Raw genomic sequence first — 25,073 nt, 5'->3', positions numbered from 1 at the left:
AACTCAACTACGACGCGAGTGCGACGCGAGTGCGGCGGCGCGAGCGCCCCTCGCGCCGCGCCTCAACCTTCGCGCATCACATCGAACTCGCCGCCCAGCACCCGATCCAGGCGCCCGCTGCGCCAACCGCGCACGCCGTCGCGCACCAGCGGCGAGGGCGCCTGACGGTAGCGGCGGCAGATGCGGCGTTCGCTGTCGGGTACTCCTTGCGACTGACGGCTGCGCCCGGGCAGGTCCGGCGCGACCTGCACCAGCACCGACAAGCGCTGGGTGATCTCGTCGACCTTGTCCTCGTAAACGTGCAGGCCCGATTCGTTCTCCAACAGATCGAACGCGCCGAAACCGCTGACCGCCAGCCACGCGCTGCAGCGCTCGCGATCCTCGCGCAGCACTTGCACGCGCATGTTGCGGCGCTGGGCCCAGCCTTGGTACATGGCCAGCACCCGTTGCCACCATTGGCGCAGGTCGTCGCCGTGGCGTTGCTGCGCCGATTCGCTGATGTCGATTTCCACCAGCGCGTCCTGCGGCCGCTGCGCGCGCAGCGCATCCACCGCCAGCCCCAGCAGAAACAGCAACTGGGTCAGCGACTGGGCGAAGCTGGCGTTGCCGCCGTCGCGGCTGAGGCGCTGGTGCATGCGGGTGGCGGTGTCGAGCGCGCTTTCGATCCGGTCGCGGCGTTCGATCCGGTCGAGCACGCCGTGGCGTTCGGGCGAATTCCAGAATTCGGAGGCGGCCATGCGCGCGTAGTCGGCCTCGCGCTCGCCGCGCCAATGCGCGCCGAGCACCTTGTCCTCCAACCGGGCCAGGCGCGCGTCCAGGCGCGCGACCGCGTCGCTGTCGGTGGTCGGCGCGTACACCAGATCGCGCAGGTCGTCGCCGTCGCGCGCGTGTTCGGGCTCGGCGTCGGCCGCCGGCGGCGGCGCCAGCGAGCGTTCCGGATCGATGAATTCGACTTCGAGCTTGTCGCCGGCGCTGCGCACGAACAGGAACTGATCGCCCTGCGGTGCGCGGTGTTCGACGATGCTGCGCGCCAGCGGCGCCAGCAGATAATGTTCGATCGCGCGCCGCAGCGGCCGCGCGCCCAGATCGGGGGTGAAGCCGCGGTCGAGCAGGAACTCGATCGCCGACGGCTCCCATTCCACCGACCAATCGCGATTGCGCAAGCCGCGCCGGGTCAGCACCCGGCCCAGTTCCTTGTGCAGGATTTCGCGCATCAGGCTGCGGTCGAGCGGGTTGAACAGCACCACCCGGTCGAGGCGGTTGATGAACTCGCGGCGGAAGGTTTCGAACAACGCCTTCTCCACCGCGTCGCGCGAATAACCGCCGCGCACCGAGGTGAAGCCCGGGCCGGCGCTGCGCGAAATGGTCGAGCCGACGTTGCTGGTGAGGATGATGATGCTGTGGCGGAAATCGGCGGTGTGGCCGCTGCGGTCGCTCAGGCGCGCATCGTCGAAGACCTGCAGGAACAAGTCCCAGACCTTGGGATGGGCTTTCTCGAATTCGTCCAGCAGCACCACCGAGAACGGCTGCTCGCGGATGCGCGAGGTCAGCGAACGCACGCCGCCGCTGCCGCCTTCGTCGGCGGTCAGGCGCCAGGCCGAGTCTTCGGACTGGAACTCGCTCATGTCCAGGCGCAGCAGGCGTTCGTCGCTGCCGAACAACAACTCGCCCAGCGCCTTGGCCAGTTCGGTCTTGCCGGTGCCGGTGGGGCCGGCGAACAGGAACACGCCGATCGGCCGGCCGTTGTCGGTCAGCCCGGCCTTGAGCAGGGCGATGCGGTCGAGCAGGGCGTCGACGGCTTCGTCCTGGCCGATCACGCGTTGGCGGAAGAACGCGCGCAGCCGTTCCAGGTCCAGGCTCTGGCGGTCGTCGATCACGTCCAGCGGCAGGCCGCTGCGTTGGGCGATGGTGGCCAGCAGACGTTCGGCGTCCAGCGGCAACCGCGGCGGCGCCTGGGTGCAGGCGGCTTGCAGGGCTTCGCCGAGCAAGCGCAGCAGGCGTCCGGGCTCTTGTTGTTCGGGGAAATACTGCGCGGCCATATGCGTGGCTTCGGCCAACACGCGCGCATCGGCGACCGGCTGGCCGATGCGCTCGGCTTCGGCCCGCGCCCATTCGGCCGCGATCGGTTCCAGCGCCGAGGCTTCCAGCGGCGCGAGGTTGAGGATTTCGAAGTGATGCTTGATCACCGGCCGCGCGACCAGCAACTGCGCCAACTGGCGCGGGGTGATTTCGCCGATCACCCGCAACTGGCCGCGTTCGATCGCCGGCAGCAGCAGGTCGAGCACGCCGTGCGGATCGTGCTTGTGCGAGCCCTTGTTGAGCAGATCGAAAAACTCCGGCGCGCGCCACAGCGCGCGCTTGCGGTCGAGCACCGACAGCATTTCGCGCACCCGCGCTTCCAGCTCGCCGATGTAGACCTGGCCGGACAGGATCTCCGCGGCCGAGGCTTCGAACACCAGCCAGCCCTCGGCCTGCAGACGCTCGCAGAACAGATCGATCAACACGGTCTTGCCGACGCCGTGTTCGCCCGACACCAGCACCGAGGCGGCGTTGTCGCCGCCGAACAGTTCGTGCAGGCGTTCGAGCTGGCGGGTCTGCGCTTCGTGAGCGATGCGCAACTGCGGCTTGGGCGCGGCGTTGACCCGGCCGAAGGCGCCGAGCACGCGGCCTTCGCGGCGGGCGTTGGCGGCGCGTTCGACTTGTTCCAGCAACGGCTCCAGCAGCGGCGAGGCGAAGCGCTTGAGGGTTTCGCGCAGTTGCGCGGCGTTGCTTTCTTCCATTTCCTCCAGCGTCGGCGCGGCCGGCGCGTAGCCGAATCCGCCGGCCCACTGCAGGTAGTCGCGCAGCTGTTGCCGCACCGGGGCGAAATCCCACCACCACGGCTGCGCGTGGCGCATCAGCTTGGGCAGGTCTTCGATGGTGTCGAGCGTGCGCAGGTACTCGATCAGAAAATGCAGCGGATAACCGCCGAACTGGCCGGCGTGTTCGATCGCCGATTCGGCCAGGATGTCGTCGCGGCGCGGCAGCGCCTTGGTGATCATCGATTGCAGGACGTAACCGGTGCCGCTGAGCTGGCGCAGCAATTCGTCGCCGTTGAAGGCATCGCTGGCGACCAGGTCGACGCCCTGGTGGAACTCGGGCAGGGCCAGCAGGTCCTGCGGGCGCTGGATGCGGTCGTCGACGGCGTCGATTTCTCGGACCAACCGAAAAAGTTGATCCTGTGCAGTTTCCGAAGCCGTACCAATCGGCGCCTCTACCCCATCAGCGACCTGCGGTTCCGGAGCCCGTTCAAGCTCGGCCTTGGGCGCTTCCACCGCCGCCACCGGTCCCTTGCCGTCGGTTCGATACAAACGAGCGAGAATCAGGCCCGCGACCAGGCCGACGACGAATAACAAGGCTTCCACAGGCGCTCCGGTGTCCGTTCCACCCACAAGTTTAGCGTCTGGGTTCCATAAAACTTGAGACCGTTGCCCGACTCCCGGTCGTGATCCCCGCGAAGGCGGGGATCCAGAGACTTCAGAGTTTTGTCGCGATAAAGCCCTGGGTTCCCGCCTTCGCGGGAACGACGGTGGGTGGGTTTCCCCGGTCGCTCCAAGCTGTCATCCCCGCGAAGGCGGGGATCCAGAGACTTCAGAGTCATGTCGCTATAAAGCCCTGGGTTCCCGCTTCCGCGGGAACGACGGTAGGTGGGTTGCCGCGCACCCAAACCAATCCGTCAAGCCAAGGCCTTGATCCGATACAAAGCCTCCAACGCCTGCTTCGGCGTCAGCTCATCCGGATCGACTTCCGCCAACGCATCCAGCGCCGCCGAAGACGGCGCGGCGAACAGCCCGAACTGTTGCGGCGCATCCAGCGCGGCCTTGGCGAACGACGGCTTGGGCGTCTCGCGCCCTTGCTGCTCCAGTTCGATCAACCGCCCGCGCGCTTGCTTGACCACCGACTTGGGCAGCCCCGCCAACGCCGCCACCTGCAGGCCGAAGCTGCGGTCGGCCGGGCCGTCCTTGACCGCGTGCATGAACACCAGTTGCTCGCCGTGCTCGACCGCGTCCAGATGCACGTTGGCGATGCCGTTGCCCGGTTCGGCCAGCGCGGTGAGTTCGAAATAGTGCGTGGCGAACAAGGTGTAGGCGCGGTTGCTGTGGGCCAGATGGCGCGCGCAGGCCTCGGCCAGGGCCAGGCCGTCGTAGGTCGAGGTGCCGCGGCCGATTTCGTCCATCAGCACCAGCGACTGGTCGGTGGCGTGGTGCAGGATGTAGCTGGTTTCGCTCATCTCGACCATGAAGGTCGATTGGCCGCGGGCGAGGTCGTCGCCGGCGCCGATGCGGGTGAGGATGCGGTCGATCGGGCCGATCACCGCGCGCGAGGCCGGCACGAAACTGCCGATGTGCGCCAGCAGCACGATCAACGCGTTCTGACGCATGTAGGTCGACTTACCGCCCATGTTCGGGCCGGTGATGACCAGCATGCGGCGGCCGTTGTCCTCGTCCAGGATCAGGTCGTTGGGCTCGAACGGGTCGTTGCGCACCGCTTCGACCACCGGATGGCGGCCGCGTTCGATCCGCAGCCCCGCCGATTCGGCCAGTTCCGGGCGCGACCAATCCAGCGACGCGGCGCGCTCGGCGAAGCCACACAGCACGTCCAGTTCCGACAACGCCGCGGCGCAGCGCTTGAGCGGTTCCAGGCGTTCGTTGAGCGCGTCCAGCAGTTGCTCGTACAACAGCCGTTCGCGCGAGAGCGAGCGTTCGCGCGCCGACAGCACCTTGTCCTCGAACTGCTTGAGTTCCTCGGTGATGTAGCGCTCGGCGTTGCTCAAGGTCTGCCGGCGGGTGTAGTGGGTCGGCGCTTTTTCGGCCTGGGCCTTGCTGATTTCCAGGTAATAGCCGTGAACGCGGTTGTAGCCGACCTTGAGCGTGGCGATGCCGCTGCTGGCGCGCTCGCGCGCTTCCAGGTCGACCAGGAACTGATCGGCATTGGTCGACAGGGTGCGCAGTTCGTCGAGCTCGGCGTCGTAACCGGTGGCGAACACGCCGCCGTCGCGCGCCAGCACCGGCGGTTGCTGGACGATGGCCTGGGCCAGCAGGTGCGCGTGCTCATCGTGTTCGCCGAGCGAGGCGCACAGCTCGGCCAGACGCGGCGCGTCCAGCGGCGCGAGGATGCCGCGCACGTCGGGCAGCAAGCCCAGGCCGTCGCGCAGCGTCGACAGATCGCGCGGACGCGCGCTGCGCAGGGCGATGCGCGACAGAATGCGTTCCAAATCGCCTAGCGCGCGGAAGCGTTCGCGCACGTCCTCGCCGGCGCGGCTTTCGATCAGCGTGGCCACGGCCTGATGGCGATGGCGCAGTACGCCGCGATCGCGCAGCGGCCGGTGCAGCCAGCGCCGCAGCAAGCGCCCGCCCATCGGCGTGACCGTGCTGTCGAGCACGCCGAGCAGGGTGGTGCGGCTGTCGCCGTCGACGCGGCTGTCCAGTTCCAGATGGCGGCGGGTGGCGGCGTTCATGGCGATGGCGCCGTCGCCGGATTCGATCGCGATCGAGGTCAGATGCGGCAGCCGCTGCTTCTGGGTTTCTTCCACATAGCCCAGCAGCGCCGCCGCGGCCGCGGTGGCCAGCGGTTTGTCTTCCAGGCCGAAGCCGGACAGATCGTGCAGACCGAAGAAGCGCAGCAACTGGCGGCGGCCGCTGTCGACGTCGAACAACCACGGCGGACGCCGGCGGATGCCGTTGCGCTCGGCCAGGAACAGCGCCCAGCCGTCTTCGTCGGGCATCAGCGTTTCGGCCGGTTCCAGCCGGGCGATTTCGGCTTCCAGCGCGTCCTCGCTGGCGACTTCGTTGACCAGGAAACGGCCGGCGGCCAGATCGGCCCAGGCGATGCCATAACCGTGCTTGCCGCGCGAGACCGCCAGCAACAAGGTGTCGCGGCGCTCGTTGAGCAAGGCTTCGTCGGTGACGGTGCCCGGGGTGATCACGCGCACGACCTTGCGTTCGACGATGCCCTTGGCCAGGGCCGGATCGCCGATCTGCTCGCAAATCGCCACCGACTCGCCCAGCGCCACCAGCCGCGCCAGATAGCCCTCGGCGGAGTGGTGCGGCACGCCCGCCATCGGGATCGGCTGGCCGGCCGAGGCGCCGCGCTGGGTCAGGGTGATGTCGAGCAGCCGCGCGGCCTTGCGCGCGTCGTCGTAGAACAACTCGTAGAAGTCGCCCATGCGGAAGAACAGCAGCACATCGGGGTGCTCCGCCTTGGCGGCGAAGAACTGCTTCATCAGCGGGGTGTGTTCTTCGGACCCCTTGCCCGAGCTGTTTTTTGGGGGTTTTTGCATTTTATTCAAGGGTTTAGGGTTTTTAGTTCCGCGCAACACGGACAAGTATGAGACAACTAAGGTCGGCTAGGCATGGCGCTTTACAGCGCCGGTGTAGCTCCAGGGCGCAACGTCGGGAAGACGGTGGGAAACCTGGAGCTAGATATGGAAAGTAAGCGGCCCTGGAAGATGGCGTTCACGGCTACCATGATCTAACGACAGCTCTACTTCGTCTGTATTCCCTTCACCGGTGACACGGGCAAGATCGTCAATTTTGCCCCGAATGGGGACCAGAAGCGCTATCGAGATGACCGTATTGTGTTCAATCCCGATGGAGGACCCTCATCACGTGATGTTTAGGGGGGGGCGCAGTTTCACTCGATCGTGCATGCCCTTACCAAATTGGTCCTCTTGATGCCTGGGAAGGTTGTCGGGAGGCGTAAGGCAATTGATTCCCAAGGCCATCGCTTTCAGCTTAGTTCTACCAGCGTCATCTCCGACGCAGAAGTTTTCGCGCGTAGGCACCTCTCGAGCAGGGGGAGCTCCGTGAGCTTCGCGATCAATGGCAATGGCCCGTCGCTTTTTTTAGCGCGTCGCAGAAGGTATGGAGGTCGCCGGGAAGAGTCCGATGGAGGCGCGGGTCCGGTCTGAGGGCAGCACTTTCGTCCCTGAAGTGATCTTGGACGCGTGTAGCACCATGTATCGCGAGCATCTTGCGAGAGGGCGAGTGGCCGTGCCCAAACGACGAAGATCAGGAAGGGGCGACACCATTGCCGAATGAGGTGATTGGGGTAGAGGATAAGAGAGGTGGCGCGCGTATACACCCCAATCCCAAGAAAGTTTCAAGCCGCGCGAGGGAGCGGCTAAACTGGCCACTAGGGGCCGTCTGGCCAAGTTTCACGCTTTTTTCGGGATGTTCCACGCGCCTGCGAGGGGCCTGAATGAGGGTGTGAAAATCCATTCCATCATTCTTCCGGGGTAGAAACATTCAGCATGACCGAAGCCAACAAGCCTAAGGACTTGCTTTCCCATCTCGACCAGCTCAACGCCCAGGAACTGCGGCGGCTTTTGGCTGAGCATTTGACCAAGCGGAAGTTGGGACTTACCTGGGAGCGTAACGCGATCGAACACGATGCGGCACTTAATGCCGACATCGTGTTGCCCCGACTGGTTTCGAAGTACAGCTATAAGCCCGCTGATGCCAATGAGCGGTTCGTGCATCGTAACTTCATCATCGAGGGTGACAACTTCGACTCGCTCCGCTTGCTCAGGTCGACCCATGCGGGCCGTATTCGCGTCATCTATATCGATCCGCCATACAACACGGGCAATCAGGACTGGGTTTACAACGACAACTACGTCGGCAAGGCAGATCGCTGGCGGCATTCGATGTGGCTGGAATTCCTGTACCAACGCCTGCTGCTAGCACGCGATCTGCTGACCCAAGATGGGGTCATCCTGGTCTCCATCAACGACGAAAACCGAGCCAGGCTGGAACTGCTACTCGAAGAAGTGTTCCCCGGACGACGCGTGGGTAGCTTGGTGTGGAGAACGCGAGACACGACCAGCGCCAAGGATCGGAACTTTAGCGACGTGCATGAGCACATCCTGGTCTACGGCAACGAAGGCTTTGCGTTCAATGGAACAGAGAAGACGCAGAAGAAATACAAGAACCCGGACAAAGATCCCCGCGGACCATGGAATGGAGATCCGCTGACCCTTGCGTTCGATCGCTTTGACCGAGCCAATCTATTTTATCCGCTGCGTGACCCCAAGCGGGATCGCTGGTATCCGTGCGATCCCAATCGTGTTTGGGCGTATGCCACGGAAGCGAAGGTCAAGGATATAGCCTCGCTCCAATCTGAAACGATGGAGGAGTGGGTTAGCCGGGACAAGATCCTTTTCCCTGCCGACGAAGAAACCAGGGTGTGGAATACGCTGGATGAATTGGTCGCGGCCATCGACGCTGGCGATGTGCCGGTCACCCCAAAGCGCAAACGCCCCCTGTTGAGTCGAGACACGCCTGACCTGGACTTTTGGGTGGGCAAGACGGTGGGCTTTGGTCGTCCCCTGTTCAAGAAGCACTGGGCGGATTTGCGCAGTCACACCAACCCCCTGGGTTCGTGGGTCGCGCGGCTCACCGAGACCTATGACGATGAGGATTTTGCTGTCCTGCGCTCACCCCAGGCAGGCGAGGGCACTGAGGTCATCCAGGAAGTGTTGGGGTCGAAAGTATTCCAATACCCGAAACCGCCGACCCTTATTCGAAATCTGATAGCGCAAACGACCAAACCTGGCGATACCGTGCTGGACTTCTTTGCGGGCTCCGGCACCACGGGCCAGGCCGTTTTGGAGCTCAATGCCGAAGACGATGGCGGGCGACACTATATCCTTTGCTCCAGCTCCGAAGCCACGGTCAAGGAACCTGGCAAGAACATTTGTCGGGATATCACCGCCGAACGTCTGCGCCGAATTAGCCAAGGCTACGCTGGAAAGCCCGGTTACTCCGCTGACCAGGGTGGCGAGTTCGCCTACCTGCAACTGGATAAGGTTGCCGCGGCGGATCTCCCATTCGAGGCGAAGATGGAAAACGCCATGGATCTGCTTTGCATACGGCTCACTCGCGCAGTCTGGCCTGCAGTGCCTGGACCAGTGCAGCACATCGCGCGCGCGGATGGCTGCGACATCTTGCTGTGTATGAAAGTTGACGCGGACAGCGTCGAAACGTTGGCGGCTTGGCCACAAGTGCACGGGGTGGAGCGCTTGGCCGTGTACTGTGAGCGTCCCCTGGCCTTGCAAGAGGAACTGGTAGCTCGGGGCCTTGAGGTGAACTGCCACAGCCTGCAAGAAGCATTGCTGAATGGGCAGTCCGGAGGGCAGGCATGAGCAGCATGGATTTCGTTGCAGCACAGTCGGACACCCTAGAGCCAATTGGGTTTCAGGGCACGATCATTAACAGCCTCGCGCTTGCGATACTGGCGCAACCGTCGCCCCCTTGTTTGCTTCGATCACCGACGGGCTCGGGCAAGACTTTCATGCTTGTGCGCGCGTTGGCCAAAGTGTCGGCGGCACAGGACACTGTCTGGCTCTGGTTCGTCCCATTCGTCAATCTAGTGCAGCAGACAGAAGACGCGGTGCTGGCAAACGCCGATGGCCAGCTACTTCCGGTCATGCTGTCGCGTGGTCGCAATCAGGAGCCCACCAAGGGTATGGTGCTGTTGTCGACTGCGCAGGCCGTAGCCAAGGCCGCAGATCGCAAGACTGGTTATGCCAACGATGGCGACGACGATCGCCGAGCCCTGAACGAATTTGTAGGCCTGGCACGAGCCAGGAACCTGAAAGTCGGCCTGGTGGTCGATGAGGCCCATATCGGCCTGAAAACGGGCACGGAGTTTGGCAAGTTCGCGCACTGGCTGCAGCCGGAATACCTGGTCATGGCGTCGGCCACGCCAAGGGACGCGGTGCTAGATCAGTTCCTAGCCCAGGCAGGCAAAGGCGCGCGTAGCACGTTCACGGTGAGTCGCGCGGAAGCGGTCGATGCACGCCTAAACAAGCGCTATATCGAAGCAGTGGTCTACGACCTCCAGCGCACGATCTCCACCGTCGCCGACTTGAAGCGTACCGTGTTGCGGCAGGCATGGCGAAAGCATCTGCAACTCAAGAAGGCCCTCAAGGCCGGCGGCATCGACTTGACCCCGCTCCTCCTGGTCCAGGTGGCCAATGGCGAGAAGATGGTCGAGGAAGCCCGCGAAGATCTCATCCGCCTGTGCCGTGTGCCAGCGGCAGCCATTGGTATGCACTCGTCGGCTGATCCCGATCCGGTGTTGATGGCGGCTATTGCCAACGACCACACCAAGGAAGTCCTGATCTTCAAGCAATCAGCCGGCACGGGCTTTGATGCCCCGCGCGCCTTCGTCCTAGCGTCTACAAAGTTGGTGAACGACGCTGACTTCGCCATGCAGTTCATTGGCCGTGTGATGCGCGTTGCGCGACAGATTCGCCAGGCTTTTCTCAAGCCGATGCCCATTCCAGTGGGTCTGGATACGGCCTATATCTATCTGGCCGACGCCGAAGCCCAGCAGGGCTTTCAGTCAGCAGTGGACACTGTTGGCGCGGTGAAGAGCCAGTTGGAAGGGCAGACCGAGCAAATGGTCGCCAAGAAGACCCAATCGGGAGCGACGGTCTTCACGAACCGGGTGACGCCGCAGTTGCCGGCATTCAATAACGATCCGCGCTATGTGCTAGATGAAATCGAAATGGACGAGGAGGGGGCTGTACTACCGGCTTCGACTGGCACGACCCAAGGCACACTGTTCCCAGGAGTGACGGCCCCAGAGTCCGTGGATGTTGGCTCCACGATCATGGGCTGGGATCCGGTTGAGCCGGGTCCTGTTCCCAGCCATACATTGCCGGACAGTGAGCAGGAAGCACTAGAGCGGTTGAAGGCGCAAGGGCTCAAAGCCTACAAGCGTAATGTCGCATTAAACTCGCCTCCGGCATTCCAGCGGGAAACCGCGCCGGTTATGGCAGAGATGGCCGAGGTGTCTAGAAAGGTCGCTTCGAGCCTGTTGCTGGATGAGGATATTGTGTCGTTCGCTGTGCGCGCTGCCTACAACCTCCTCAAAGAGAAGGAAATTCATACCGAACTGACCGAGGGCGGCACCAAGGAGGAGGAAGTTACCGTCATCACTGATCGCAACGCCCTGACGAGGGAAGCGAGGGCAAGTCTGCGGAAAATTCCGCAGATCGAGGATGAGGACATTCGCATCATCATCAGCACGCTGGCCACGCGTCTTCGGGAGGATGTGGCAGTGCCGCCATCTGATGCAACAGCGAGCGCCTTGGATGACAAGCAGCTCAATCGACTGGCCCGTGATGCGGCCTGCTGGGTGGTTCGCCGCGAGGCGCAACAGATTGCCGAAACCATTCAAGACATGGTGGCTGAGTTTGCAACCGTCGGCGATGCAGCGCCGCTTCCGGACGCCATGCTATATCCACTGGGATTCGCGCTCAAGGCGTCGCGTCGAAGCTTGTATGGCGTCGTCCCGCCACTGGAAAGCAAGCTGGAAGAGGAGAAGGGAAGCCTGGGCATTGATGCGCAAAGCACCATGAGCCAGACTCGAATCGCATACAGCGGCGGACAGTTGACTGTCAGCACTTACGATTGGACCTCCGCAGTCAACAACGAAGAGCGCGATTTTATCGATTCCTTGGACCGTGATGAGCATGTTCTTTGGTGGCATCGAAATCCGCGCAACAAGCCATGGTCTGTGCGTGTAGTCCGCGGGGAGCATCGGAACTATTTCTATCCGGACTTTATCGTGTGTCTGGAATATCCGATTGGGCATGCACCTGAAGTTCGCTTGGTGGAGACGAAGGAAAGCACCAAGGATGCTTCACGCAAGGCCAAGCGTAGGCCCAAGATCTACGACAAGGTCTTGTTCGTGACGCGGGACAGTGGCGTTCTTCGCATCGTCAACGACGACGGTAGCATGGGCGCCAAGTTTGACTGGATCGACCTGAAGCCGGCTTGGGACTGGATGGCGGCCAACCGGGTGAGCAAGAAGTAGGTGGATCAGAACAGGCATAGAGGAATGGATGACTACTGCACGTAAACGCGTGGCTGATGCCGCGCTGAAGATCGTCACCGCCAATCCAACCGGCATTCGCTGGGCAGACCTCGCTCGCGCGGTGGCGGCAGCGTTGCCTGATGAGAACCGAAACACCATTACTGGATCGTTGCATACGTTTCGAAATAATCTGCCGCCTGGCATTACGCGCCCAGATCGTGGTGTATATGCCCTTGGCGACAGCGCCAGCCACGAGCCTGCACCCGCATCTGTCTCTACTGCCACAAAGCATCGAGAGTCGGCTTTCTACAAGCCATTCGCCCTCTGGTTGGAGAACGACCTTGAAGAGGTGACCGTTGCCAAACCTATTGGCGGCAACGGAGCGGGCGGCAAGTGGGGCACGCCGGATGTTATTGGCTTATACGAGGCGCGGCCCTCCGATCCGATCAAGTTCCCAACCGAAGTCCTGGCGGTAGAAATAAAGATCGATACGCAGAGTCTTATCACCGCATTTGGCCAGGCCTGTGCTTATAAGCTTTTCGCGCACAGGGTCTATATCGCCGTACCCCGCAATTCCAACCAATCCGACTTAAAGCGACTCGATGCCCTGGCCAGCGTCGTTGGGATCGGCTTGGTCAAATTCAATGCCGAAGATCCCGAGAATCCGGATTTCCAGGTCATGGTGCGTGCGGCCAAACACGAGCCGGACTACTACTACACGAACGAGCTTCTCTCGAATTACAAGCGGATGTTTGGTCTGTGAGTGAGTGAGGTAGAGGAGTTCCCGAATCTAGTTGAAAAATCCAAAAAAGCAGTCGACCAGATACGCCTTTTCGCGGTCCCGGCGCGACGCGTTGCCGTTTGCTGCGGATACGCGGCGAGGGCGCGCTCGTTTTGGCTAGCCGACAGCGAGCGATCGCCGCTCTGAGCGGTGTATTTGCGCCCAGGGCCCAGTGTTGAGTGTCGGCCGCCGCGTCGGCGGGGCGGTCTTGGATCGACCGCCCCGCCGTACGATCAGAACGACCAGGACAGGCTTACCCGGATATTGCGTCCCGGCTCGCTGTAGCGGCCGATGCCCTCTTCGGTCGCGTAGCCGTACAGATAGAAATCGCTGCGCGATACGTTGCGGATCCTGTCAGGGATCAACCGCTGGCGGGCCGGAGGGTGCCGGATGCTGGCTGTGGGTCAGGATTGTGAATGCAAATGAGAGCCGCTTAATTTTTTCGCGGTGATGCAGTGCCGGTCGATGGCAGGCCACCGATCTCTGTGCGCCCCTGGCCGTTCGCGGCACGGTGTGGGCACGTTCATTACGGTCACCGCGATGTCGCCGAGCTGGCTTCTAATGAGCGCGGCTCAAGGGGCGATGTAGGTGCCTGAGCGCAGAGGAGTGCGGAAACGTGATGCAGCACGCCGCGACTGTTGCAGCGCACATTGCGTGCCGCCAGAACCATACGCTAGCGTCCGGGGGCGATGACTGGGGGCGGCATCGCGAGGTTCCGAACGTCCCCGTAGTCGATCGGGCTTCGCGTTTTCTCATCGGCCACCCACGGGTGTCCGCCGCGTACATCATCTCGAAGGGGAATTAAGGATGAAGACTCTGTTCCGCAACAAAGCGGGGCGGTTGCTCCCGGCCGTGGCGCTGATCGCGCTGTCGGCCCCGGCCATGGCCAGCACGCTCAACCAGAATGTGTCCTGGACCGTCGACCGGGCCGGGACCAGCGCTTCGTATCGTGTGGTCGCTTACGGCGATTCGATCTTCGCCGGTTACAACGGTTCGATCAGCAACGCGGCGCGCTATTCGGCGCCGACCGTGGATGCGGAGTACCTGTCGGCGCGTTGGAACGCCGATATCGAAAGCGTGCGCCGGGCCAAGTCGGGCGCGGTGGCGCGCGATGTGTACGAGAACAAGATCGTCGCCGAGCGTTCGTACATGCAGGCCGCCTCGACCCGGGTGGTGAGCTTCGAGATGTGCGGCAACGACGGTTTGCAGGCGCGCACCGCGTTCAAGGAACAGACCGGAACCTGCAACTACAGCGGCCTGGATGCGGCGGTGAATTCCTGCAAGACCTACGTGGCCGCGGCGATGGACTACATCAACGCCAACGCCCACGCCAACACCAAGCTGAAGGTTATCTCCAATCTGTATTACCCCGGTTACAACGCCGACAACGTGCAGAGCTCGTGCCGCGATGCCGGCACCGGCCAGACGGTGAACCTGCGCGACCGGTTCTTGCCGGCGATCGCCAAGATGAATTTCTGGATGTGCGAGTACGCGCGCCAGAAGGGCTTCAAGTGCGTGGACAGTTTCGCCCAGTACATGGGCGCGGACTACGACAGCAACGGCGACGGTGTGGTCGATTCCGACGCGCTGCGCTATGTGTTGGGCGAAAGCGAGGCCGCTTACATCAACCGCACCGCGGTCACCCTGCGTTCGACCTTGCGCGACGCCAACACCAAGTTCGTTTCGTCCTCCAGTTCGTTCGACTACATCCAGTCCGACGACACCCATCCGACCTACACCGGCGGCACCGTGTCGGCGGGCCTGTGGGGCGGCAGCACCGGCAGCGGCGCGCCGCGCAACACCAGCTACACCAACGGCCGCAGCCCGATCTGGAACCAGTACGGGCACGAGCGGATGGGCTGGGCCTTGTCGGTGTATCAGCCGGCCAATCCCTGACCGCGGTTTCGGCGGAGAGGCAAGCACCCGTGGCCGAGCGCCGCCGCCCGCATGCTTCGCCGTCCCGCGCGGACGGCGAAGGCATGCGCGTGGTCGCCAAGACGCCCGCGGCGGGCGGCGGACGATGGCTGTGGGCGACAGGCGCGGCCGTCGTTGCGGTCGCCCTGCTGGCAGGGTGGTGGTTATGGCCTGCGCCAGTGCGCGGCGAAGCGGTGGTCGCGGCGCAGGCGTCGGCTGGCGATGCGGGTGCACCGCAAGGCCGCGCGCCTTCGCCTCAGGTATCGCAAGCGGCTGCGCAGCGGGAGTCGAAGACCTTGCCGAGCAACGATCCCGATGACTTGGCCGCGTACTTCCAGCCCGGCGACCCGGAACCCACCGGCAAGCAGGTGATCGAGGCCTTGCAGCAAGCTGGCGTGCGCACCGGGCTGGGCGCGTTCAATCCGCCCGGCACCAGTCCGCCGCTGCTCGGGCTGGCGGTGCCGGAAGGTTTCGAACTGCCGCCGGGTTATGTCCGCCATCATCAGGTCACCGATGAGGGCGTGCCGATCGAACCGGTGCTGATGTTCGCGCCGGGTTTCACTTTGCGCGATGCGCGCGGCCGACCTGTGGCGATGCCGGACGACCGGATCGTGCCGCCGGAACTGGCGCCGCCGGGGATGCCGCGACGGCCGATCCGGATTCCACCGCCGCGCTGACCTAACGACACGGAGTGCACGACTTGATCCAGGAGCGGATTTGACTCAGCAGCGCTTGTCCCTGTCGCGCTGGCGCGGTATCGCCGGCATTCTCGCCACCGCTGTGTTGCTCGGCCTGTACGCTCGCGGCGGCTCCGCCTGGGGCCTGGGCTTCATCGCGCTGGTGCCTTGGCTGGCGACGCTCGACCGCGACCGCTCGGCGCCGCGGGTGCTGGCGAATGCGGCGCTGATGAGCATCGCCTTCGTGGCGACGGTGTTGTATTGGTTCGGCGCGGCGATCGGCGCTTACGTCGGCATCGGCGCGACCACGGCGACCGCGGTGTTGTTGCTGTTGGCGCCGTTGATGCAGCCGCAGTTCCTCGCCTTCGCGCTGGTGCGCCAATGGGTGGGGCGCCATTACGGGCCGGTGCTGCGCGCGCTGGCCGCGACTTCGGCGTGGGTGGCTTGCGAATGGCTGGTGCCGAAGGTGTTGGGCGACACGCTCGGGCACGGGTTGTATCCGTCGGCGGCGCTGCGGCAAGTCGCCGATCTCGGCGGCGCCGCGGGCCTCACCGTATTGCTGCTGCTGGTCAACGAGGCGCTGGCTTACGCCATCGAGCGCCGCCGCGACGGCTGGCGCGCGTGGTCGCGGCCGCTGGCGTCGGCGGCCGTGATCGTGGTCTGCATGGGCGCTTACGGCATGGCGCGCAAGAACGCATTGCAGGCGCCCGCTACGGACGACGCGCCGACGCTGCGCGTGGCTATGGTTCAGGCCAGCATCGTCGACTACGAGCGATTGCGCAAAGAAATCGGCGCGTACGCCGTGGTTCGCAAGGTGCTCGATACGCATTACCAGCTGTCGTGGTCGGCGATCCGCGATCACGGCGCGGACGTGTTGCTGTGGTCGGAGACCGTGTACCCCACCAGCTTCGGCCATCCGCGCAGCGAAGACGGCGCGGCTTTGGATCGCGAAATCCAGGGCTTCGTCGACAGCGTCGGCGTGCCCTTGGTGTTCGGCACTTACGACCGCGACGCCCAGGGCGAATACAACGCGGCCGCGTTTCTGGAACCTGGCAAGGGCTTGCTCGGCGTCTATCGCAAGACCTATCCGTTTCCGTTGACCGAACACGTGCCGTCCTGGCTGGACCATCCCTGGCTGCGCCGCGCGCTGCCGTGGACCGGCGGTTGGCGCGCCGGCGACGGTGCGCGGGTGCTGCCGCTGCGCAGCGCCGACGGGCGCGAGGTCAACGTGGTGCCGCTGATCTGTCTGGACGATGTCCACAGCGATCTGGCCATCGACGGCGCGCGGCTGGGCGCCCAGGCCATCATCGGCATGTCCAACGATTCCTGGTTCACCGATTATCCGGTCGGCGCGCGCATGCACCTGGCCGTCGCCGCCTTCCGCAGCATCGAAACCCGATTGCCGCAGGTGCGCGTCACCAGCAACGGGCTCAGCGCGATCATCGACGACACCGGCGAAGTGCTGGCGCATACCGGCACCGGCGATCAGGCGGTGTTGACTGCGTTCGTCAGCGCCCGCGATCCGTCGCCCACGCTGATGGTGCGTTGGGGCGATTGGGTCGGACGCGCGGGCGCGGCGTTGGTGTTGGCGCTGGCGGCGCTGGCGGTGTGGCAGGCGATGCGTCGCCGCGCTGCGGTGACGAGCGAAGTCGAATCGTCCATCGAAGTGACGGTGCTCACGCCGGCATGGCGCGCGCTGGCCGGCGCGCTGCGGTTGTGCGCGGGCGTGGGCTTGCTGTGGTTGGCGTTCGACATGCTCACCCGCATCGGTCTGCAGATTCAGTCGTTGGCGCAATTGCGCTTGTTCGGATTGGCCGTGGTCGCGCCGGCGTTGGCCGCGTGGGCTGTCGGGCGCGCGTTCGCGGCGCAGGCGCGGGTGGAGGACGGGCGTCTGGTGCTGGACCAGCGCCGGCAACGGATCGAGCTGCCGCTGGCGCAGATCGCCGCGTTGCGGCCTTGGCGCGTCGGCTTGCCGGGCAGCGGCGTGGATTTGCGTTTGGTGTCGGGACCGCGCTGGACCCGCAGTCTGGCGTTGACCCGTCCGCGCGCATTGCAGCGCATGTTGGCGGCGGGCGGAGCGGCGATCGGCTGGGAGGGGCGCTTGGCCGCGATGCGCGCCGATCTGGTCCAGACTCGCGCGGATTCGCATCGGCGCAGGCTCGATCATCCGTTGCTGAAGTTCGCGCTGTTCCCGCTGTCGCTGGCGCTGGTCGCGTTCCGCCTGCATCAGGTGATCGCCTTCGGCGGCACCTTCGGCGAGTACTACAGTTACGGGCTCGCGGCCTATCTCAGCGGCTTGCTGATCTGGTGGGCATCGTGGGCGATTGGCTTGATGCTGTTCGCGGCGGTGCTGCGGGTCTTGATCGAAATGCTGGTGCTGGCGGCCGTCCTGGTGCGTTCCGCGCATGCCGCTGGGTTGCGCGACGGCTTGGAATGGCTTGGGCGGGCGCTGTTTTACCTCGGGGTTCCGGCGTGGCTGGCGTGGCGGCTGTTGGCGATGGGGTGAGGCGCGCTATCGACGCGATGTCGAAGGCGTAGTGAGGGCGTCGCCAAGCGCGCGTTCAAGTTTCGCTACTAACTGAATAAACAAAATGAACTGGTAATAGCCTGCGCCGCGCAGGCTGCGACGGATCGCGCAGTTTGATTATCGAAGCACGCGAATCGATCCGCCCGAGGTGGGGGGCGGTCGATGCGCTGCGTTTTTGGGAATGAAGGGATGAACCCTTTTCGCGTTGTTCGCACACGCGGTTTCTAAAACGGAGAAGTATCGAATCAAGCCCGCGCTGCCGATGTCCGCGTTCGGTCGCCGCGGCGCCGCGCCCCCGCACGCAGTCGCTTTCACCGCGATCCATCGATAAGTCCGACCCATCCTCGCGCACGCGTCCCACATCGACCGGCGTACAGGCGTTCCGCGGCGTGCGGAGCGATCGGTGCGACGGCATAAAAAGGAGTTGACGATATGCGGCAGCTACTCAGCAAAACAACGATTCTCAGCGCAGCGACCTTGCTCGCCTTGTCGGCCGGCGCGGCGCAGGCCCAGCAGGGCGATCCCTTGTATCGCTATCAATGGCATCTGATGAATTACGGGCAGAGCGCGCTGGGCGATACCCGGCCGGCGTTCGGGGTCGATTTGGGCATCGACGATCTGCACGACTACAACATCCGCGGCAAGGGCGTGGTGGTCGGTGTTCTCGACTCGGGCGTGGATATCCGTCATCCGGATCTGGCCGCGAACATGGTGCCCGACGGATCGTGGAACTTCGATGAGGAAAATCACGACACCAGCCCGACCGATCCCGCCAATGCGCACGGCAACGCGGTCGCGGGCATCATCGCGGCGGTCGGCTGGAACGGCATCGGCGTGCGCGGCGTAGCGCCCGCGGCCAAGCTCAAGAGCTTCAACGGGTTCGGCGACTGCGGCTTGTTCTGCGGATTGTTCACCGACGAAATCTTCTACGCCTGGTGGGACGGCGCGGAAGCCAAGCGCCAGGACGTGTCCAACAACAGCTGGGGCTATTCCGGGACGGCGATGCAGAGCTTCTCCGAGAACAGCGTGGCCGCGTACGAGGGGCCGATGTCGCAGACCCGCGAAGGCCGCGGCATCGTCTACGTCAAATCCGCCGGCAACGATTTCATCTCCAATTGTCCCGCGGAGATCGTCGCCGCGAACGTCGGCTGCAAGCAGACCGGATTGGACACCCGCAACAATCTGTTGAACATCATGACCATCGCCGCGGTCAATGCGGACGGAAAACGTTCGAGCTACTCCAGTCCGGGCTCCAGCCTGTGGGTGTCCGGCCTGGGCGGCGAGTACGGCCGCCAGGTCAGGTATCAACCGGGCCTGCAGGCGAACCGCTACCAGCCGGCTATCGCGACCACGGATCTGGTCGGCTGCGACCGCGGCTACAACAACTACGTGATCCAGACCAACTTCGGTCTCGATCAGGTCAACGCGCTGGATTCGGCCCAGTCGACCATCGACAACAGCTGCAACTACACCGGCATCATGAACGGCACCTCGGCCGCGGCGCCGACGGTCTCGGGCGTGGTCGCGCTGGTGTTGCAGGCCAACCCGAAGCTCAGCTACCGCGACGTCAAATACATCCTGGCCACGACCGCGCGCAAGATCGATCCCAATCAGCCGGCGGCGGTGCACGCCAACGGTACCGTGCTGGTTCCCGGATGGACGAATAACGCGGCCGGGCGCGCTTTCAGCAACTGGTACGGGTTCGGATTGGTTGACGCGACTTTGGCGGTGGAAACCGCGGGCAAGTTCAAGTCGCTGCCGGCGCTGGTGGATTCGGGTTGGCAGCGGGTGGAACCGGCCGCCGCGGTGGCGATCGGCAATCCGGCCGCGCCGGCGCGTCTGCAGATCGCCATCGGCAACAACATCCGCAAGGTCGAGTCGGTGCAGTTGGGCTGGTCGACCAATTACCGGCACGCCAGCAGCACCGCGCCGTTCCCGGTGCAGGTCACCCTGATCTCGCCGAACGGCACGCGCAGCGCCGTGTTCCCGGCGATGACCCGATTGAGCACGACCGCGTTCAAGGCCGACTTCTTCGCCAGCAACGCGTTCCTCGACGAAGCCGGGCAAGGCACTTGGACCTTGGAGTTGGCCGACGTGCCGCTCGCTGCCGGCGCCGCGTCCAAGGGCAGCCTGGCCTCCTTCAAAATCCGCGTCCTGGGGCATTGATCATGAAAATCATCACGCTCGTTTGTCCGATCCTGCTGGCGTTCGCGGTCAATGCGCACGCCCAATCCGAAGACGCGGCGCGCGCCGAACTGCAACAGGCCGCGACCGGAGAGTCCTTCCGCATCGGTTACAGCCAATTCCGTCTGATCCCGACCTCGGTGGTGGCCGAAGCGAAGGCTTCGAGCAAATCGGCGGCGTCCGGCAAGGTTCGCGTCGGTCCCTACACGGTCGGAGCGCAGACCGCGAAGGCGGCGACCGGCGCAAAAGCCGCGGCGGCTAAACCCAAGCTCATGGCCGCGATGAGCGACGACGGCCGCGCGGTGGTGGTGACCTCCACGCTGGAGGTGTATCACCGCAACGTCTCGGCATTGAAGGACGCGGCCAAGGCGACCGGTGGGAAGTTGACCTATTCCTCCGAAGCCGGCGGCAACGGCCGGATCGAGTTCGCCTCGGTGGCCGAGGCGATGGCGGCGATGCCGAAGATTCTTGGGATTTCGGGGATCAAGGACGTCGCCCCGGAGATCATTCAAGGCGAAGACAGGCAGATGTGAGGCCGCGACCCTTGCGGTATCGCGGCGAACGATCGAGGTGTTGTTGTTCGCGCCTTGGGTAGTAAGCGACTTCGGCCACAGGGACGTGGCCGGAGACGGTCGTTTTAAACCGCGGGGGTCGATTCTTCGGCCGCCTGCGCCTTCAAAAACACCGCCAGTTGCGCGTCGAACGCGCGTCGATAGGCGGGCCGCGCGGTCGCGCGGGCGACGTAGTCGGCGAGGTTGGGATATTCGTCGACGATGTTCGAGCTTTGCAGCCGCAGCAGCACCGACACCATCAGCAGGTCGCCCACGCTGAAATCGCCGTCCAGCCAGTCGGCGTCGCCCAGACGCGCGGAAAGCTGGCTCAGGCGACGGCGCACGCGCTCATCCAGCATGGTCATGCGCTGCGCGTACCAGCTCTGCTCGCGTTCGAGCACCCAGGCCATCGAGCGCTCGACGATGGGCGGTTCGACGGTATTGAGCGCGGCGAACATCCAGGCGATGGCGCGGATCCGCGCGTTGGCGTCGTCCGGCAGCAGGCCGGGGTGGCGCTCGGCCAGGTGCAGCAAGATCGCGCCCGATTCGAACAGGCCGAGGTCGCCTTGTTCGTAAGTGGGAATCTGGCCGAACGGGTGCAGCGCCAGGTGCTCGGGCTGTTTCATCTCCGCGAAGGAAAGGGTCCGCACCTCATAGGCCAGCCCGAGCTCTTCCAGCGCCCAGCGGACGCGGACATCGCGGGCCAGACCCTTGCCGCGGTCCGGCGAGGTTTCGAAGGCGGTAATGGTCGGGGTCATCGGTTCGCTCCGGTCGGTTCGAGGTGGCGGCTCGGCGTTTATGGCCTGCCTTTCCACTAACGACGAGCGGCCGGACTGGAAATCGACACGGCGCTTGGGTGGGTCTGTCCGCACATCGCGGCGGTTGGCTCCGGACGGCCATCGCGACCCGCCGCCGATTAGGCCTGGGCCTGCCAGCCGATTGTGCGGACTTCCGCGCATCCACGCGGGAACCGCCGCTATTCGCGCCGCATCGGCCGATGCCAGCATGGCCCGGCGGCGCTGCGCCGCGGCGGTCGCCATCATCCGGAGCGGGAGACGCAATGAGCCTTGTCGCGCGCATCAGCCGGCGCAAGTCGGTGCAGCAATTGCAGGCCGAAGCCGCGACCCGCGGCGAGCTGCGACGGGTGTTGGGCCTGTGGCATCTGACCGCGATCGGCCTGGGCGGGATCATCGGCGTGGGCATCTTCGTATTGACCGGCACCGTCGCCGCCGGGCAGGCCGGGCCGGCGGTGGTGCTGTCGTTCGTGCTGGCCGGTATCGCCAGCGCCGCGGCGGCGCTGTGCTATGCCGAATTCGCCGGTTTGATCCCGGTCTCGGGCAGCGCCTACACCTACGGCTACGCGGTGTTGGGCGAATTCGCCGGCTGGCTGATCGGTTGGGATCTGCTGCTGGAATTCGCGCTGATCGCGGCGGTGGTGGCGGTGGGCTGGTCGGGCTACGTGCAGGCTTTGCTGGATGCGGCCGGCCTGAGCCTGCCGATGTGGGCGCGCGGCGGTTGGTTCGGCGGCAAGGCCGGGCAGGTGGTGAACCTGCCGGCGGTATTGGTGGCGCTGGCGATCACCGCGCTGCTGGCGTTCAAGACCGAATGGGGCGCGCGCTTCAACACCGTGGTGGTGGCGATCAAGATCGGCGCGGCGGTGCTGATCGTGGCCGCCGGCGTGGCCTATGTGGATCCGGCGCGCTGGCAGCCGTTCATGCCGTTCGGGATTCAGGGCGTGGTGGCCGGCGCGTCGATCGTGTTCTTCGCCGTGTTCGGCTACGAAATGATGACCACCGCGGCCGAGGAAGCGGTGAATCCGCAGCGCGATCTGCCGCGCGCGGTGGTGCTGTCGCTGGCCATCGCGATGACGCTGTACATCGCCATCTGCCTGGTGCTGACCGGGATCGTGTCTTACACCACGCTCGGCAACGACGCGCCGGTGGCCAATGCGTTCGCGGCGATCGGCCTGCCCAAGGTGATGGTGGCGATTTCGCTGGCCTCGGTCTGCGGCATCACCAGCGTGATCTTCGCCAATCTGCTGGCCGGCGCGCGGATCTGGTTCGCGCTCTCGCGCGACGGCTTGCTGCCGGGCTGGTTCGGCCAGGCGCATCCGCGCTGGCGCACGCCGTGGCGGACGACCTGGTTGATCGGCGCGGTGGCGGCGGGCGCGGCGGGGCTGTTCTCGCTGGAAGAACTGGCCAAGCTGGTCAATATCGGCGTGCTGTGCGCGTTCGTGGTGATCTGCAGCGCGGTGCTGGTGCTGCGCTACCGCCAGCCCGACTTGCCGCGCCCGTTCCGCACGCCGTTCTCGCCGCTGGTGCCGCTGATCGGCATCGGCTTTTCGCTGTGGTTGATCTCCGGCCTGCCGTACCTGACCTTCGAACGTTTCGCGATCTGGCTGCTGATCGGCTGCGCGGTGTATTTCGGCTACGGCATCCGCCACAGCAAACTGGCGCGGAACCCGAACGCCGAGGCGTGAGCGCGTCCGCGCCGCGGCGAAGGCCGCGGCGTGGGCCGGTTCGGGTCGAACCGTTGCGAGCTAGCGCTGGCTGCGCGATCCGGCGCCGGTTTCCGGCGCCGCCGCGGGTTTGGCCCGCGCCGTTTCCGGTTTGGCTTCGGCTTCGGCTTTGGCCGGCGCCGGTGGCGCGGCTTCAGGTTCGAAGGGCGTGGCCGCCGCGGTCAATTGCGGCGGATCGGCCGCGCCGGGGGCGCGGGCATGGCAGGAGGGCAGGAACGCAGCCGCGAGCACGCACGCTCCCGCGATCAACGCAGCCGCAGTCGGAGGCGTAAGCGCTACGCCGAGTGTCGTTTTCATGAAGTCCCGAGGAGTCGATCCGCCGCACTGGGCGGCGCTGCGCACGTAGGCGCTAGTAGTTATGTACCGCGTATCCACCAGCCGCGCCGGTACGCCTTGTTCCGTCCTGGAGGCGACTCGGCCGCGCTGCGCGGCATTGCACGATACTGCAGCGTTTGGCGCTAGCTAGTAATGACCCTAGCAAGACTGCCTGGCGAATGCGAGCGGCGCTGTTGCGAGTTTGTATTTTCGCGGGACCAATGCCCGGCAGGGCGGGGCGAACGCGCTCGGGTGTCGCGTCGCCCCGCAGATGACTGGGCGAGGCTCAGGTTTCGGCCGGCGCCGCCCGCACGCCGTCCAGGTCCGGTCGCAACCGGGCCGAGCGGATCGACACGAACGCCAACAACGCCGCGAACATTCCGGCCGAAGCGGCCAGGAACAATCCGCCGAAGGCCTCGCGCACGGTCCGCCGCATCGGCGCGCTGAGTTCGCGCGAGGCCAGTTCGCTCAAGTCGAGCGCGCCGATCGCGCCGCCGTGCTGGATGTGGGCGACGATCAGCGCCGAGCCCGCGGCGACCACGGTGGCCGCGCCGAGGGTGCGGGTGAGCGCCATCGCCCCGGTCATCGCGCCCAACTGGGACGTGGGCGCGGCGTTCTGGGCGACGACGTTGACGATGGCGGTGCAGGGGCCGACGCCGAAGCCGAGCGCGGCCAGCAGCAGGCAGGCGATGCCGGCGTCGATGCGCGCGGCGAACAGCCCCAGCAGCAGCAAGGCCAGCGATGCCAGGGCGAGGCCGCACAGCACCGGGCCGCGGTAGTCGCCAGTGCGCGCAGCATGGCGGCCGCCGAGCAGGGCGCTGCAGGCGCAGGCGACCAGGGCCGGGATCAGCAGCCAGCCCGCGTGCGCGGCGGGCAGGCCGAAACCGAGTTGGTAGTAGGCCGGCATCAGCACCGCCACGGCGATGTAGAAGCCGTACAACAACAGGCTGACCGCCAGGGCCGGCGCGATCACCGGATGGCGCAGCCACTGCGGCGCGATCAAGGGCTCGGCGCTGCGGCGCTGACGCAGCGCGAACGCGGTCAGGCTCGCCAGCGATACCGCGAAGGCGATCAGCACCGGCGGCGAGGTCCACGGATGGATCGCGCCGCCCCAGGACAAGGCCAACAAGAATGCGCAGGTCGCCACCGCGAACAAGGCGGTCGCGGCCAGATCGATCCGGCCCGCGCCGCCGCCGGCGCCGAGCCGGCGCAGGCCGGGCGCGGCGATGGCCAGGGTCAGCGCGGTCAGCGGCAAGTTGATCCAGAAGATCGAACGCCAGCCCAGCCAATCGCTGAGCGCGCCGCCGAGCAAGGGGCCGATCAAGCCCGCGACCGCCCAAACCATGGCGAAATAACCCGCATAGCGGCTGCGCTGTTGCGGCCCGGCGAGTTCGGCCACCGCCGCCTGCGCGACCACGATCAAGCCCGCGCCGCCGATGCCCTGGACGGCGCGCGCTGCGATCAGCGCCGCCATGCCCGGCGCCGCCGCGCACAGCAGCGAGCCCAGCGCGAAGATCGCCATGCACGCATGCAACAGCCGGCGCCGCCCGTGCAGATCGCTGAGCTTGCCGATCACCGGCGTGGCCACCGCGGTCGCCAGCAGATACGCCGATACGGTCCAGCCCATCAGATCGAAACGGTGCAGATCGCGCACGATCGCCGGCAGTGCTGCGGCGACCACGGTTTGCTCCAGCGCGCCTAGAAACACCGCCAGCATCAAACCCAGCAGCAGCCGTTT

15 protein-coding genes are annotated in these 25,073 nt (G+C 65.2%); 9 read left to right on the top strand and 6 right to left on the bottom strand.

Annotated elements, in window-relative coordinates:
* Positions 1–62: 62 nt before the first annotated feature.
* Both V7787_RS45735 and mutS read right to left on the bottom strand, forming a co-directional pair.
* Positions 63–3,404 carry an AAA family ATPase gene (locus V7787_RS45735; RefSeq protein ID WP_336094355.1) on the bottom strand — a complete coding sequence of 1,114 codons (3,342 nt, stop codon included), beginning with the start codon at positions 3,402–3,404 and terminating at the stop codon, positions 63–65.
* Between the two features lie 311 nt (positions 3,405–3,715).
* A complete protein-coding gene (gene mutS / locus V7787_RS45730) occupies positions 3,716–6,319 on the bottom strand; it encodes a DNA mismatch repair protein MutS (RefSeq protein ID WP_336094354.1) in 2,604 nt (867 codons plus the stop codon).
* A gap of 972 nt (positions 6,320–7,291) precedes the next feature.
* Here mutS and V7787_RS45725 point away from each other — a divergent pair.
* Genes V7787_RS45725 through V7787_RS45715 form a run of 3 tightly spaced genes read left to right on the top strand, consistent with a single transcriptional unit; the run spans position 7,292 to position 12,631 of the window.
* On the top strand, positions 7,292–9,184 hold the full coding sequence (locus V7787_RS45725) for a site-specific DNA-methyltransferase (protein ID WP_336094353.1): 1,893 nt from the start codon (positions 7,292–7,294) through the stop codon (positions 9,182–9,184).
* Positions 9,181–11,868, top strand: a complete 2,688-nt coding sequence (locus V7787_RS45720) for a DEAD/DEAH box helicase (protein ID WP_336094352.1) — start codon at positions 9,181–9,183, stop codon at positions 11,866–11,868. Before V7787_RS45725 ends, V7787_RS45720 begins: the two co-directional genes overlap by 4 nt.
* A 28-nt stretch (positions 11,869–11,896) precedes the next feature.
* Positions 11,897–12,631 carry a hypothetical protein gene (locus V7787_RS45715; RefSeq protein WP_336094351.1) on the top strand — a complete coding sequence of 245 codons (735 nt, stop codon included), beginning with the start codon at positions 11,897–11,899 and terminating at the stop codon, positions 12,629–12,631.
* Between the two features lie 251 nt (positions 12,632–12,882).
* Here V7787_RS45715 and V7787_RS45710 read toward each other — a convergent pair whose 3' ends face one another.
* The gene (locus tag V7787_RS45710; protein WP_336094349.1) at positions 12,883–13,014 is read right to left on the bottom strand and encodes a hypothetical protein; all 132 of its coding nucleotides are present in this window, start codon (positions 13,012–13,014) and stop codon (positions 12,883–12,885) included.
* Positions 13,015–13,456: 442 nt separating this feature from the next.
* On the opposite strand from V7787_RS45710, the gene V7787_RS45705 reads away from it, so the two are divergent.
* The 5 genes from V7787_RS45705 to V7787_RS45685 all read left to right on the top strand — a co-directional run bounded on the left by V7787_RS45705 (position 13,457) and on the right by V7787_RS45685 (position 20,484).
* Complete coding sequence (locus V7787_RS45705) at positions 13,457–14,545, top strand: hypothetical protein (RefSeq protein WP_336094348.1); 1,089 nt, start codon at positions 13,457–13,459, stop codon at positions 14,543–14,545.
* Positions 14,546–14,574: 29 nt separating this feature from the next.
* Entirely contained in the window at positions 14,575–15,240 is a 666-nt protein-coding gene (locus V7787_RS45700) for a hypothetical protein (RefSeq protein ID WP_336094347.1), read from the top strand.
* Between the two features lie 40 nt (positions 15,241–15,280).
* A complete protein-coding gene (gene lnt, locus V7787_RS45695) occupies positions 15,281–17,746 on the top strand; it encodes an apolipoprotein N-acyltransferase (protein WP_336094346.1) in 2,466 nt (821 codons plus the stop codon).
* A gap of 453 nt (positions 17,747–18,199) precedes the next feature.
* The gene (locus tag V7787_RS45690; RefSeq protein WP_336094344.1) at positions 18,200–19,933 is read left to right on the top strand and encodes a S8 family serine peptidase; all 1,734 of its coding nucleotides are present in this window, start codon (positions 18,200–18,202) and stop codon (positions 19,931–19,933) included.
* A 2-nt stretch (positions 19,934–19,935) separates the two neighbouring features.
* A complete protein-coding gene (locus V7787_RS45685) occupies positions 19,936–20,484 on the top strand; it encodes a hypothetical protein (RefSeq protein WP_336094343.1) in 549 nt (182 codons plus the stop codon).
* 104 nt (positions 20,485–20,588) lie between these two features.
* Here V7787_RS45685 and V7787_RS45680 read toward each other — a convergent pair whose 3' ends face one another.
* On the bottom strand, positions 20,589–21,260 hold the full coding sequence (locus V7787_RS45680; RefSeq protein WP_336094341.1) for a glutathione S-transferase family protein: 672 nt from the start codon (positions 21,258–21,260) through the stop codon (positions 20,589–20,591).
* A gap of 302 nt (positions 21,261–21,562) precedes the next feature.
* Here V7787_RS45680 and V7787_RS45675 point away from each other — a divergent pair, with 302 nt between their 5' ends.
* A complete protein-coding gene (locus V7787_RS45675) occupies positions 21,563–22,981 on the top strand; it encodes an amino acid permease (RefSeq protein WP_336094340.1) in 1,419 nt (472 codons plus the stop codon).
* Between the two features lie 60 nt (positions 22,982–23,041).
* Here V7787_RS45675 and V7787_RS45670 read toward each other — a convergent pair whose 3' ends face one another.
* Together V7787_RS45670 and V7787_RS45665 are read right to left on the bottom strand one after the other, a co-directional pair.
* Entirely contained in the window at positions 23,042–23,251 is a 210-nt protein-coding gene (locus tag V7787_RS45670; protein WP_336094339.1) for a hypothetical protein, read from the bottom strand.
* Between the two features lie 370 nt (positions 23,252–23,621).
* The coding region (locus V7787_RS45665; protein ID WP_336094337.1) for an MFS transporter at positions 23,622–25,073 on the bottom strand (1,452 nt) is incomplete at its 5' end.

The organism is Pseudomonas sp. CGJS7 (genome assembly GCF_036961695.1).
This window is presented reverse-complemented; position numbering and strand designations above follow the sequence as displayed.